Below are 13445 nucleotides of genomic sequence, written 5' to 3' on the forward strand. Positions count from 1 at the left end.
GAGCGGGCCGCCGTTCACGCGTACAGGGCCTTGAGCCGCGCCTCGAGCGCGGCGTTCATCGCGTTGAAGGCCTGCTCGGTGTCGGCGAGTTTCGACCTCATGAGCGGCACGAGCACGCCGGTGAACCGCTCGCCGTGGGTGAGGACCGTGGTGCCGTCCGTATGCGGTTCGAGCACGAGGTAGTGCTCCCCGTCGAGCAGGCCGCCGGGGCCGAGTTTGCCGAGCCAGCGGATCTGCCTGGCCGGGGAGACGCGCAGGACGCGCGGGCGGAAGCGGCTGGTCTTCCCGTTCGACTGCAGGAAGGACGCGGCCAGGCGCTCGTCCTCGGCGAGGAGGCCGGAGATCTCGGTGATGAACGGGTTCCACTCGCCATAGGCCGGGAAGTCGGTGAGCACCGCCCACACCTCGTTCGCGCGCGCGTCGAGCCGCACCGTGGTCTCGACGCGGTGCTCCTGGCCGAGCGCCCAGAGGCCGTACGCGGTGGCGGCGGCGATGATCGCGGCCGCGATGACGAAGAAGATCAATTCCCCAGACTCCAGAATCGGATGTTGCCTTGGTCGTCGCCGGTGACCGCGTAGTCGAGCCCGTCGATCCTGACCAGCGCCAACTCGGTCGGGAACCCGTCCGGCGGCTCGAATTGAACGGTAGCCGATGAATCGGCGCTCGTGGCCTGCGCGACGCCTGCGGAGTCGATCGACAGCAGTGTCGTCCCGTCCGGGGTGTCCGCCAACTCGAAGTGGAACTCGGCGGCGGCGTCGTGGTACGGGAACCGCCACGCCGGCTCCTGGGCGTCGAGGTCCCAGAGGTGCAGCATGTCGTCGTCGCCGTAGGCCATCGCGTAGGGCGTGCCCCAGTAGTAGACGACGGTGAACGCCGCGACGGCGCTGCCGTTCCAGTCGGCGGAGGTGAAGGGCGCGCCGTTGGCGGTGCCCCCGTACGGGTCGACGATGTCGAGCTCCCGGTTCCCGTCGAACGCCACGAGCTCCGAGTCCGTGCCGCCGGAGTAGGTGAAGAACCGCGGGTAGCCGTAGCCGCCGGGGACCGGGAAGTGCGCGATCGCGGTCCCGGTCCCCAGGTCGAAGATCTCGAACTCGTTCTGGTTGAGCAGACCGAGCGCGGGCGCGCCTTCGTTGTAGGCGATGCGGACGAAGTCCACCTGGGCGCCTTCGGCGACCATCTCGGGTGTGCCGGCGGGCCTGAACTCCCCGGTGTCCGGCCGCCACACCCAGGGCTCGTAGCCCTCGGTGACCGCGACCATGATCGGGGTCCCGTCGACGTCGGCCGCGGGCAGCAGGTCCCCGATGTCCGCATCGGGCCAGTGCTCGTCGATGAGCGTTCCCGACACCAGGTCCCACTGCTCGATGGCGCCGTCGGCGCCGCTGGAGAACAGCTCCGGGCCGTTGGCGCCATCGAGGAACGCCACCGACTCCACGGTGCCGTCGTGCGTGCCCCCGATGGTCGACAGGAGCGTGCCCGCATCGGCCGTGGACCAGTCGGGCTCGAACGAGGAGACGGTCGGCATCTGGCCGTCGAACTCGCCGCCGTCGTCGAACGGTTCGCCGTCATTCGGGCTGAAATACCAGACGAGCGCGGCGATGATGAGGATGTCGACGAGGATGAACGCGATGATGCCGCGGCGGCTGACCTTCTTGGCGCGCTGGCGTTCCGCCTCGGTGCGCGGCGGGGGCTCGTCCCCGCCCTCGACTGACAGGGGCGGCGTGAGGGGCGAGTGCGTCTGCGGGGGCAGGTTCCGCTGAGGGCTCGTCTCCGGTTGCGGCGCCGTCGGCGCGGTCGGCTCCTGCGGTGAGGGCGACGCCTGCGGTGAGACCGTGGGCGTGAGCTGGTAAACCGGCGTGGGTGCGATCTGCTGCGGCGCCTGCGGTGCGGGTGCGGTCTGCGGCGAGGGCGGGGCGAGGTGCGCGACGCCCGGCGTGAGCGGCGCGGGCGCGAAACCGGGCCGCTGCGGGGTCCGCTGGATCGGGAACGTCGTGGTGTGCTGCCCGGCCTGCGTCCACAGCACGCTGCCTTCGGCGACGACGACCTCGGGCTGGTCGAGGACCGTGGGCGCGACGCCGAGCGCGCGGTGGAGCATGGTGGCCACCAGCGGCATCCGGCTCGCGCCGCCGACGAGGAACACGCCGGCGCTGGCGGCGAGGTCGAGTCCGGCGGCGCGGATGACGGCCTGGGTGACGCGCATGGTCTGCTCGAGGTGGGGGTGGGCGATCTGCTCGAGCTCGGTGCGGGTGAGGTGCGCTTCGACGTCCAGGAGCGGGATCGCGATGTCGGACTGCTGGTGGCGCGAGAGGCGCTCTTTCGCGCCGCGCACTTCCTCCTGGAAGTCCCGGAAGTGCCTGCGTTCCTCCACAGTAGAGGGATTGACGAGGCGCTTCCAGCCCTCTCGGTCGCCGTACGTCTCTCCGAGGTGCTCGATGAGGGCGGCGTCGATGTCCAAGCCGCCCAAGTCGTTCCGGCCGTCGAGGGCGACGGTCTCGAACCCGTGCTCGGTGCGGCGCACCACGCTCGCGTCGAAGGTGCCCGCCCCGAGGTCGTACACGACGATCGAGGCGCCGACGGCCGTGCGGTGCTTGAGGGCCTCCGCGTAGTAGGTGGCGGCGGCGACCGGCTCGGGCACGAGCCGCACCTGGCCGAGGCCGGCGCGGGAGGCGGCGTCCTCGATGACCTGGCGGCGCGCCGGGCCCCATTCGGCGGGCACGGTGAGCGTGACCTGCGCGGGGCTGCCGACGACGCGGCGGCACTCGGCGGCGACCGCGTCCAGGACGGCCGCGATGAGATCGGGGACCTGGTACTCGCGGGCGCCCAGCAGTGTCGAGGGCCGGTCGATGAGGCGCTTCGGGTTCGGCTCGAACCGCTCGGGGTGGCGGCGGCCCGCGTGGACGGCGTCGCGGCCCACGAGGAGGCCGCCGTCGGCGTCGGCGCATACGGCCGAGGGCATCAGGGGCGAGCCGTCGAAGAGGAGGGGGCGCAGGCTCCCGTCGGCGCGGCGGACGACCGCGATCGTGTGCGAGGTGCCGAAATCGACGCCGAGCGAGGTTCCTTGGGGGCCGGGGCTCATGAGAGGAATCGTAACGAACCGGTGGGGGAGCGATCGGCCAGCGCGGTCCCGGCCGCTTCCGGGGATACCGCCTTGAATTTGTCTGGTCGCCCGTCGTAATGTCGTAGGGGACTGACACCGACCGATAGGACGAGCATGACCGCTCCCGTGTACCTCGACCCCGCCAGGCCCGTCGCCGAACGCGTGGAGGCGATCCTCGCCCTCATGAGCGACGAGCAGAAGCTCGCGTGCCTCAACGGCGTGCCCGAGACCGTCCTCGCCGACGGCTACACCCTCCCGGCCCTCTCGAACGCCTTCAACGAGGTCCTCCACAGCTCCGGCAAGAAGCCGGACGCCACGTTCTTTCCGCAGGCCATCGGCCTCGGCGCGACCTGGGACACCGAGCTCATTGAGGCCGTCGGCGCGGCCGTGGCCCACGAGGTGCGCGCCCGCGACACCGACGTCTTCGCGTCCTTCGGGCCCGTCGCCGACATCCGCTCCAACCCGCTCGCCGGGCGCTTCGAGGAGGGCTTCGGCGAGGACCCGCTCCATGTCGGCACGATGACGACCGCCTACGCCTGGGGCCTGCGCGGGCGCCACCCCGAGTACGTCAAGACCTTCACGCAGATGAAGCACTTCCTCGCGTACAACCACGAGTGGCACCGCTCGCAGAGCTCCGCCTCCATGGGCGCGCGCGCCTACCACGAGTACCAGGTCGTGCCGTACCGGATGCCGGTCGAGGCGGGCGCGGTGATGGGCGCGATGACCTCGTACAACAACGTCAACGGCGTGCCCTCGATCATCAACCCGATCCTGGAGACCGTGCGCTCGGAATGGACCGGGAACGGCCGGTTCTTCTTCCTGCCCGACGGCTGGGACGGCGTCAACCTCCACACCACCAAGGGCGAGCCGTGGGACACCTGGGAGGTCGACCCGCGCGGCGACGTGCCCTACCCGACCGCCCTCGCCGCCGAGGAAGGCCGCGCGATCGACGCGGACGAGAACGGCGTCTACGCCTCGGCCCTCATGCTCCACGCCGGGGTCACCCACTTCGCCGACGGCTCGGACCTGCCGTTCATCCCCAACGCGGCCGAAGCGGTCCGCCGCGGACTCCTCGGCGTGAACATGTCCCATGTGGACCGCTCGGTGCGCGACTGGCTCGACTTCCTCATCCGCACCGGCAAGCTCGACGGCGACGCCTGCGAGTACAACCTCATCCCGGCCGACCCGCACCCGCAGGACCGGCCCGAGCACATCGAACTCGCCCACCGCGCCGCCCGGGAGCAGCTCGTCCTGCTCAAGAACGACCAGGCCGCGCTGCCGCTGCCCGACACCGCGAGCCTCGCCGTCGTCGGCCCCCTCGCCGAGCTCAACCTCCGCGACTTCTACAGCCCCACCGTCCCCGCCGACCGCCGCCCCGCGCCCCTCCAGGCCCTGCGCGACCGCTTCGGCGCCGTGACCCACCACAGCGGCAACGACACCGTCGCCTGGCAGGTCGACGGCAAGTACCTCACCGTCGCCGAAGACGGCACCCTCCGCGCCACCGCCGAGCAGGCCGGCGGCACCGAGACGTTCGAGGTCTGGGACTGGGCGCACGACCAGCACATGTTCCGCCACAACGCCACCGGCAAGTTCGTCCAGGCGAACCTCCTCAAGCGCGACGACGGCCCCGCCACCTTCGAGAACCAGGCCGGCGCCTCCGGCGGCGGCGGACCGGTCCTCGAAGCGGTCACCACCGCGATGGAGGACGGCGACGCCTGGTTCACCCACCAGAACCTCCACTACCGCCGCCTCGGCGACGGCAACGTCGAACTGTTCGGCGTCAACCACGTCTCCGCCGAGGCCGACGGGCCCTACCGTCCGCGCCTCGCCGACGACGGGTCCCTGCCGCTCGCCAAGGGCGACAACGGCCTCCTCCTGGCCGAGACCGTCGTCGAGGACGGCCCCGCGGCCGCCGCCGCCGTCGCGGCCGAAGCGGACTGGGCCGTCGTCCTCGTCGGCAACCACCCGATGGTCAACGCCCGCGAATGCTTCGACCGCCCCGGCCTCGACCTCGCCCCCCGCCAGGCCGACCTCGTCCGCGAAGTCGCCGCCGCCAAGCCCGGCCGCACCATCGTGGTCGTCGTCTCCGCCTACCCGCTCGCGATCGGCGACATCGCCGCCGACCCGAACGTCGCCGCCATCATCTACACCTCCCACGCCGGGCAGGCGCTCGCGCCCGCGCTGGCCGAGGCCCTGGCCGGGGACTTCTCGCCGGCGGGCCGCCTGACCTCGACGTGGCTCGCGGACACGTCCTCGCTCCCGCAGGCCGGTCCCCGCGCCGAGGCGTTCCGCGTCAGCGACGTCGACATGCTCGAGTACGACGTCATCAGCGCCGGTCTCACCTACCAGTACTCGAAGGCCGAACCGGTCTTCGCGTTCGGGCACGGCCTGAGCTACACCGAGTTCGCTTACGGCGCACTCGAAGTCCCGGCCGAAGCCGAAGCCGAGACGCCGTTCGCGGCGGCGGTGAACGTGACGAACACCGGCGAGCGCACCTCCGACGAGGTCGTGCTGCTCTTCGCGGCCATCGCCGAATCCGCCTACGGCGACCGCGTCCCGGCCCGCCGCCTCGCGGGCTTCGCGCGCGCCAAGGACATCGCGCCCGGCGAGACCCGCCGCGTCGAGATCGAGGTCGACCCGCAGCACCTGTTCGTGTGGGACGTCGTGAGCGGCAAGCGCATCGTCGAGACCGGCGACTACCGCTTCACCGCCGGCGGCGCCGAGGCCGAGGTCCGCATCCAGGGCGAGGCCATCGCCGCGCTCGACCTCTCCGAGACCGCGAACGTCTGGGAGAAGTCCACGATCGCAGAGGGCCTCACCTACTGGGAGGTCTCGAAGCTCCACACCCTCAAGCGCGAGGGCGGCTACCACTCGACCGGCTCGCGCCGCGCGGGCAGCCACGTGGGCTTCACCAAGGCGGTCCTGGACGGCGCCAACGAGATCCACCTCCGCACCGCCACCACCACGGCCGACTGGACCGACCTCGCCGACCCGGTGATCGAAGTCCGCGCGGGCGCGGCCGACGGCCCCCTCCTGGCCGAAGTCGAGGTCCCCAAGACCGCCGGCTTCCAGTCCTTCGCGGACGTCACCGCCCCCCTGACCGGCGCCGAAGGCACGCAAGACCTCTACCTGGTCTTCCGCACCGGAGGCATCTACATCGACACCATCCGCCTGGCCCGCTAGGCGAATGCGAAAGGGGGCGCCGGGCCACAGGCCCGGCGCCCCCTTTGCCTTGTCGACTACTCCTCGAACAGGCCCGCTGCTGAACCGGAGGAGATGAACTTCGCAATCCAGGCCTCAAGCTCTTGGCGGTCGGTCGAAGCCTCGATGCGCTCGCGCTGCTCGGCGGTGATGCCGGTTTGCGTGGCCTCGAGCATGCTCACGAGGATGCGCCGCGATTGCAGGATGGCACCCTCTTCCCGGCCCTCTTCGCGGCCCTCGAAACGCAGGCGGTCGCTGTATTCGGAGTGGTACGGGCGGGTCTGCGTGCGCATGAGGTCCTCCAGCATCTGGGCGGGCTCGTCTTCCAGGATCGTGAGCAATTGCATGATGTAGTCGGCGGCTCGCCCCGGTTCGATGGTACCGAGGCGGCGGTCGAGTGTCGAGATGAGCAGTTCCGCTCTGCGCCCCTTCGGGGACTTGCTGATGGCGGCGGTCACCACTGCCGCAGCGGCCGTGGGCAGGTCCGAGACGCTGACCATCTCCGGAAGGTTCGAGGGACCGAGCGCGTGGACCTTGATGTTGTTGCTCGGCCCGAGCTGGATACCGCCCCGGAACCTGTGCGCCAGGGCGTCGGTGGAGCATATGACCAGCAGCTCGACCGGCAGCCGGTAGTCCTCGAAAGCGCGGGCCATGTAGCCGGGCAGCCGGTAGTACTTTTCGTTCTTCCATACATTCTGGACTTCGACGATGACAATCCGGTCGTCTTCGCCGGGGAACGAAAGCTTCACGACTGCATCGGCACGACGTTCGGTTCTTCCCGGCGAGCCGAGTGAGGTCGAGCGGGTTTCGGCGGCAGTGCAGCGCGCGAACTGCCGGTTCCAGTCGACCAGGTCCATCAGCCAGGCGGTGGTATGCGGTTCGTCTTCGATGGCCTTGATGATGAGCTCATGCGCGTCTCCGGGCATCAGGGGGATCCCTCTCGTCTCGTGGTGCTCCTGTGAAACGAGTGGGTTACACCCGAAGACGTGCCTTTGTCGGAAAACCGACAGTCTGCTCGAAAAAGGCTAGTCGTGGTGCTCGGTCGCCACCAGTTCGCCCGCGGCGGTGTGGAAGACCACGAAGGCGCCCTTCTCCAAGGGGGCCAGCGACACCGGTGTGCCGAGGCGGCCGCTCACATACGTGATCATCTCGTCGATGTGCTCGCCGTGGCCGCAGATCACCGCCGGCTTTCCGGCGGCGACGATCTCGTCCATGCGGGCGGCGACCTCGGCGGGCTTGCCGGTGCCCAAGGTGAACTCGGGCAGGCCCGTCACCGGGACCGACTCGGCCGCGCAGAACGGCAGCAGGGTCTCCAGGCAGCGGGCGCTGGTCGAGCTGTAGGCGCTGCCGGTCGGGTACCCGGCGAGCAGGACCTCGAGCTGCTGGGCCCGCTCGCGGCCGCGCTGGTTCAGGGGCCGCAGCTCGTCCTGGTCGAACCAGTCGGCCTTGGACATGGCGATCGCGTGGCGCACGAAGACGATCGGGACCGTCTCCCGGGCGAGCCGCCGGGAGAAGTCCTCCAGGACCGGCTGGTCCCGTTCGTAGGTGAGCCGGTCCGAGACCGCCGGGAGCGGGACCCATTCGAGGTCGTCGACCTCGCGCGGGTCCACCGCTTCGTCGACCGCGTCGCCCGCCGCCGGGGTGGCGCACCAGTAGTCGACGCGCTTGAGCTTGCCTTCCTTGTCGTAGAAGGAGGGCGCGAGCGGACGGCCCAGCACCGGGCGGATGCCCGTCTCCTCGAACACCTCCCGCTGCGCGGCCGCGAGCAGGTGCTCGCCGCGCTTCAGCTTGCCCTTCGGGAACGTCCAGTCGCCGTACTTGGGCCGGTGGATGAGGGCCAGCTCGGGCCCCTCATCGCCCTCGCGCCACAGGACGGCGCCGGCGGCGAAGATCTCTGGTTGGGTCAACGGTGCTCCTGCATGAGTTGTTCCTGGAGGTCGCTCCCGCTGCGCTGGCGGGTCCACAGGCCCAGCGGGCCGAGCCTCCAGGTCCGGATGTCGGCGTCCATACCGCGGTCGAGCAGCGAGGTGAGCTGCGCGCGGTGGGCGTCGCCTTCGACTCGCACGAGCACCTCGACCCGGCGGTCGAGGTTGCGGTGCATGAGGTCCGCGCTGCCCAACCATACTTCCGGGTCGCCGCCGTTCTCGAACACGTACACCCGGGAGTGTTCCAGGAAGCGCCCCAGGACGCTGCGGACCCGGATGGTCTCCGACAATCCGGGCACGCCCGGGCGGAGCGCGCAGATGCCGCGGATGTACAGGTCGACGGGCACGCCGGCCCGGGACGCGTGGTACAGCGCGTCGATGATGCCCTCGTCGGTGAGGGAGTTGCATTTGAACCGCAGCCGCGCGGGCAGGCCCTTGCGGTGGTTCTCGATCTCCCGCTCGATCCGCTCGATCAGGCCCTGCCGCAGCGAGTTCGGGGCGACGAGCAGCCGGTGGAGGTCCTCGTCGCGGGAGAACCCGGTGAGGTGGTTGAACACGGCGTTGACGTCTTCGCCGACCTCGGGGTCGGTGGTGAGGAGCCCGACGTCCTCGTAGAGCCGGGCCGTCGTCGGGTGGTAGTTGCCGGTGCCGACATGGCTGTACCGCAGGAGGGTCCCGTCGGCCTCCTGGCGCACCACGAGCGCGAGCTTGCAGTGGGTCTTGAGCCCGACGATGCCGTACATGACGTGGCAGCCGGCCTGCTCGAGCTTCTGCGCCCAGTCGATGTTGGCCTGCTCGTCGAAGCGGGCCTTGATCTCCACGACCACGACGACCTGCTTGCCGGCGTCGGCGGCGCTGATGAGCGCGTCGACGATGGGGGACTTGCCGCTCGTGCGGTACAGGGTCTGCTTGATCGCCAGGACCTTCGGGTCCGCGGCGGCCTCCTCGATGAGCCGCTCCACCGAGGCGGTGAACGAGTCGTAGGGGTGGTGGACGAGGACGTCGCGGTCGCGCATGACCGCGAACAGGTCGGCGTCGGGCGGGAGGACCTTCTCGGAGGGCCGGAACCGGGGGTACTTCATCTCGGTGCGGTCGAGGTCGGCGATCGCGTCGAGCCCGGCCAGGTCGAGCGGCCCGGGGAGCTTGTACACGACCTGCTCGTCCACGCCGAGTTCGGCGATGAGCCGGTCGAGGACCTTCGTGTCGATGGTGTCCTCGACCTCGAGGCGCACCACGGGCCCGAAGCGGCGGCGCAGCAGCTCCCGCTCGAGGGTCTGCAGCAGGTTCTCGGTGATGTCCTCGTCGATCTCGAGGTCCTGGTTGCGAGTGACGCGGAACGTGTGGTGCCCCAGCACGTCCATGCCCGGGAACAGCTGCGCGAGGTGCGCGGCGATGACGTCTTCGAGGGGCGTGAACCTGCCGGGCGCGACGGCCATGAACCGCGGGAGCAGCGGCGGCACCTTGACGCGCGCGAAGCGGGTGGTGCCGTTGCGAGGGTCGTGCACCTGGACGGCGAGGTTGAGGGACTTCCCGGAGATGTAGGGGAACGGGTGCGCGGGGTCGACGACGAGCGGGGTGAGCACGGGGTAGATGCGGGTGCGGAACAGCTCGTGCATGCGGGCCCGCTCGGATTCCTCGAGGTCGGCCCAGCGGACGATCGCGATGTCCTCCTTGGCGAGGAGCGGCGCGATCTCGTCGCGGAAGTACTCGGCGTGCTCGATGCTCAGCTGGTGGGCGAGGCGGGCGATGCGGGTGAGGACGGCGTGGGGGGAGCGGCCCGAGGAGGTGCGCACCGGCAGGCCCGTGGCGAGGCGGCGGATGAGTCCGGCGACGCGGACCATGAAGAACTCGTCGAGGTTGTTGGAGAAGATCGAGAGGAACCTGACCCGTTCGAGCAGGGGCAGTTCGGGGGACTGTGCCAGGCGCAGCACCCGGCCGTTGAACCGCAGCCAGCTCTCCTCGCGGTCGAGGAACCGGTCGGGCGGCAAACCGGTGTCAACGAGGGGAACAGGGTCACTATTCGTCATACATCACAAGGTTAACGAAGAAAATGAACTGACGGTGAACGCGCCTTGAAATTCGCTCACGATCACCGGATCACCATTCCCGCCACTCCCGCACCGCCCGAAGCGAACCGCAGACAGGCCCCGCGGCGGCCCCCGGCCGCGCCTCCGGGGTCCGAAGTGTCCACCAGGTTGCGAGCGGTGTCAAGGAGCCGCCGCCGTACGTCCGGGCGCCCGCACTGGTCTCCCGTTTCGGACAATGAGCACCGGGCACGAAAAAGCCCGCCGACGCATCGGCGGGCTTTCCATATTGCGGTCCCGACGGGATTTGAACCCGCGACCTCCACCTTGACAGGGTGGCGAGCACTCCTAGCTGCTCTACGGGACCTTGGTCGAACACTTTCGTGTCCTGCAAGGTCACAAGACCTCTGTATTTATACCAGGCGCTCACCGTGTGACCGGCGCCGCGTCTGGGCTGTACCCCCAACGGGATTCGAACCCGTGTTACCGCCTTGAAAGGGCGGCGTCCTAGGCCCCTAGACGATGGGGGCGCTCAGTGATCCTGGCACACGACCGCGAGAGTCGCATTCCGATTTCTCTGGGCTTACCACCGCGGAATTCCGCTTGGGCTCGACAATCATACGAGACCGCGGAAGCCCCGTCCACGGCGGGTCGCCGATGAGATCGCCGTCTCATCCTCCTCGGTGCCGTCCGGGACGCGGCCGGGCCGCGCCGCGCGGCTCGAAGCGCAGCTCGCGGGCCTGGTCCGGCCGGTCGCTTGCTAGCGTTGGGCCCATGGAGTTCGCTTTCCTCGGACCGCGCGGGACCTTCACGGAGGCCGCCCTCCGCCGCCTGCCCGCCGCCAAGACCGCCACCGCCACGCCGATGCCCTCGATCTTCGAAGTCCTCGACGCCGTGCGCCGCGGAGAGGTCGACGCGGGGTTCGTGCCCATCGAGAACTCCCAGGAGGGCACCGTCACGATCACCGTCGACGAGCTCGTGGGCGGGGACCCGCTCGTGATCGTCGGCGAGGTCGTCCTCCCGGTCACGTTCGTGCTCGCCTCCGAGAAGCCCGTCGGCGAGATCCGCACGGTCGCCTCGATGCCCGTCGCGCTCGCGCAGGTCCGCAAGTACCTGCGCCGCGAACTGCCCGACGCCGTGGTCCACCAGGCGCTGTCGACCGCGCAGGCGGCCCAGCGCGCCGCCGACGGCGAGTTCGACGCCGCCGTGTGCCCGCCGTTCGCCGCCGAGGCCGTCGGGCTTCCCGTGCAGGCCTTCGACATCGGCGACAACCCGAACGCCGAGACCCGCTTCGTGCACATCGTGCGCCCCACCGCGCCGCCGGAGCCGACCGGGAACGACATCACCTCGCTGGCCGTCTACATCGACTACGACCGGGTCGGGGCGCTGCTCGGCGTCCTCACCGAGTTCGCCATCCGCGGGATCAACCTCACACGGATCGAGTCGCGCCCGACCGGCGAGCGACTGGGCCGGTACGCGTTCTTCCTCGACTGCGCCGGGCACCTCGCCGACGCGCGCATGGGCGAGGCGCTCATGGGCCTGCGCCGCATCTGCGCCGACGTCCGCTACCTAGGCTCCTATCCGCGCGGCCACGCCGACAAGCCGGTCCCGCCGCCCGCCGGACTCAGCGACGCCGACTTCGCCGACGCCGCGGCGTGGCTCGACCGACTCCGCTCCGGGGGCGCGTGAACGGCCGCCGGCCGCTTTAAGCTGGGGGACATGACCTCCCTCGTCAGTGAACTCCTCCTGCTCGCCTACGACGACCGCACCGGCCGCGACCGTTCGGGCGGCTTCCTCGAGATCGGGCTGGGCGGCGCGGTCGTCCTCGAACTGGCGATCGCGGGCCGCCTCGACGTGGTCGACAAGCGCGTCCAAGTGGTCCCCGGCGCACCGCTCGGCGACCCGCTCCTCGACGAGCGCCTGGCCGCGATCGAGGCCGACAAGCCGCGCACGCCCAAGGCCGTGGTCGAGCGGACCGCGAAGAAGCTCAAGCCGGTCGTGCTCGAACAGCTGGTCGCGGGCGGCGTGCTGCGCCGCGAGCGCGACAAGGCCCTCGGGCTCTTCCCGTTCGACCGGTACCTGCCGAACGACCCGGCCGCCGAAGCCGAGGCGAAGGCTCGGCTCGGTGCGGCCGTGGACGCGGCGCGGGCCGAGGACGCGCGGACGGCGGCGCTGGCGACGCTCGTATACGCGCTGCGGCTCGAGCGGGCGGTGTTCCCGGACCGGAAGACCGGTCCGACTCGCAAGGCGCTCAAGGCGATCGCTGAGGGCTCGTGGGCGGGGGACGCGACGCGCAAGGCGGTGGAGGCCGCGCAGGCGGCGGTCATGGCCGGGGTGACGGCGGCGGTGGCCGCGAGCGTGGCGGCGTCGAGCTGAGCGAGTCCGGTGCGCCGGAGGCGCGAGGGTGTGGGGCCGGACGAAGTCCTCGGCCCGCCGCCGCGCGGGACGTGGTTAGCTTGACCTATGTCTGAAACACCTGCTTCGCGTCCTGCCGGGGTGCCTTGGCCGCCGGCCCCGTTGACGCCGCCGGCGGCGCCGCTGCCTCCGCCCGCGCCGCGTCCGGTGGACAACGAGCATGTGAAGATCACCGACCCCGAGCGGATGAAGGCGCTCGCGCATCCGGCGCGGATGGCGGTCTTCGACTTCCTGGCGGGGCAGCGGGTGTCGGGGTACGACGGGGCGACGGCGACGGAGATCGCCGAGGTCGCGGGGATGACGCCGAGCGCGATGAGCTACCACCTGCGCACGTTGGCGAAGGCGGGGTTCATCGAGGAGGCCCCGAGCCGGGGCGATGCGCGGGAGCGGTTGTGGCGCTTGAAGATCCACAGCTTCTCGATCCGCGCCGAGGCCGACGCGCCGGAGATCGACAAGGCGATCGAGCGGACCATGGGCGACGCGTTCATCGAGCAGCACGACCGGAACTTCTCGCGGTGGCTCGACAAGCGGTTCGACGTGGACCCGGCGCTGCGGGAGGCGTCGCTGACGCAGCAGGCGCAGGTGCGCTTGACGGTGGAGGAGGCGGCGGAGTTCAGCCGGCGCTTCCAGGAGCTGGAGCAGGAGTACGCGGACCTGACCGCGGAGCGGGCGGCGGCGGGCGCCGATCCTGAGGACGGCACGGTGGTGTTCTACACGATGTTCCGGTTCTTCCCGCGGGTCTGACCCGCCTGCACCGGTGCGGCCGCGGCCCGTCCCGGAAGATAT

General features: G+C 70.6%; 9 protein-coding genes and 2 tRNA genes. 4 read left to right on the forward strand and 7 right to left on the reverse strand.

What is annotated here, in order from left to right; genetic code table 11:
- Positions 1–14 precede the first annotated feature (14 nt).
- Positions 15–524: an SRPBCC domain-containing protein gene (locus J5V16_RS17625; RefSeq protein ID WP_208497825.1), complete on the reverse strand. Its 510-nt coding sequence runs from the start codon at positions 522–524 to the stop codon at positions 15–17.
- Positions 521–3073, reverse strand: coding sequence for an Hsp70 family protein (locus J5V16_RS17630; RefSeq protein ID WP_208497826.1), 2553 nt, complete (start codon positions 3071–3073; stop codon positions 521–523). The genes J5V16_RS17625 and J5V16_RS17630 overlap by 4 nt, the downstream gene beginning before the upstream one ends.
- A gap of 135 nt (positions 3074–3208) precedes the next feature.
- Here J5V16_RS17630 and J5V16_RS17635 point away from each other — a divergent pair, with 135 nt between their 5' ends.
- Positions 3209–6277, forward strand: a complete 3069-nt coding sequence (locus J5V16_RS17635) for a glycoside hydrolase family 3 C-terminal domain-containing protein (protein ID WP_208497827.1) — start codon at positions 3209–3211, stop codon at positions 6275–6277.
- A 56-nt stretch (positions 6278–6333) separates the two neighbouring features.
- Here the strand turns inward: J5V16_RS17635 and J5V16_RS17640 are convergent, their stop codons facing one another.
- The 5 genes from J5V16_RS17640 to J5V16_RS17660 form a co-directional block, all read right to left on the reverse strand.
- On the reverse strand, positions 6334–7221 hold the full coding sequence (locus J5V16_RS17640; protein WP_208497828.1) for a hypothetical protein: 888 nt from the start codon (positions 7219–7221) through the stop codon (positions 6334–6336).
- Between the two features lie 99 nt (positions 7222–7320).
- The gene (locus J5V16_RS17645) at positions 7321–8202 is read right to left on the reverse strand and encodes an NUDIX hydrolase (protein WP_208497829.1); all 882 of its coding nucleotides are present in this window, start codon (positions 8200–8202) and stop codon (positions 7321–7323) included.
- Positions 8199–10247 carry an RNA degradosome polyphosphate kinase gene (locus J5V16_RS17650; protein WP_208497831.1) on the reverse strand — a complete coding sequence of 683 codons (2049 nt, stop codon included), beginning with the start codon at positions 10245–10247 and terminating at the stop codon, positions 8199–8201. The genes J5V16_RS17645 and J5V16_RS17650 overlap by 4 nt, the downstream gene beginning before the upstream one ends.
- A gap of 289 nt (positions 10248–10536) precedes the next feature.
- Positions 10537–10611 (reverse strand) — tRNA-Asp (locus J5V16_RS17655).
- A 90-nt stretch (positions 10612–10701) separates the two neighbouring features.
- Positions 10702–10774 (reverse strand) — tRNA-Glu (locus tag J5V16_RS17660).
- Between the two features lie 244 nt (positions 10775–11018).
- Between J5V16_RS17660 and pheA the strand changes: the two genes are divergently transcribed.
- The 3 genes from pheA (at position 11019) to J5V16_RS17675 (ending at position 13403) form a co-directional block, all read left to right on the forward strand.
- Positions 11019–11933 carry a prephenate dehydratase gene (gene pheA / locus J5V16_RS17665; protein WP_208497833.1) on the forward strand — a complete coding sequence of 305 codons (915 nt, stop codon included), beginning with the start codon at positions 11019–11021 and terminating at the stop codon, positions 11931–11933.
- Positions 11934–11963: 30 nt separating this feature from the next.
- A complete protein-coding gene (locus J5V16_RS17670; RefSeq protein ID WP_208497835.1) occupies positions 11964–12620 on the forward strand; it encodes a GOLPH3/VPS74 family protein in 657 nt (218 codons plus the stop codon).
- A 201-nt stretch (positions 12621–12821) separates the two neighbouring features.
- Entirely contained in the window at positions 12822–13403 is a 582-nt protein-coding gene (locus J5V16_RS17675) for an ArsR/SmtB family transcription factor (protein WP_208497836.1), read from the forward strand.
- Positions 13404–13445: the final 42 nt, after the last annotated feature.

Source organism: Glycomyces niveus (assembly GCF_017592475.1).
GTDB classification, from domain to species: Bacteria; Actinomycetota; Actinomycetes; order Mycobacteriales; family Micromonosporaceae; genus Glycomyces; species Glycomyces niveus.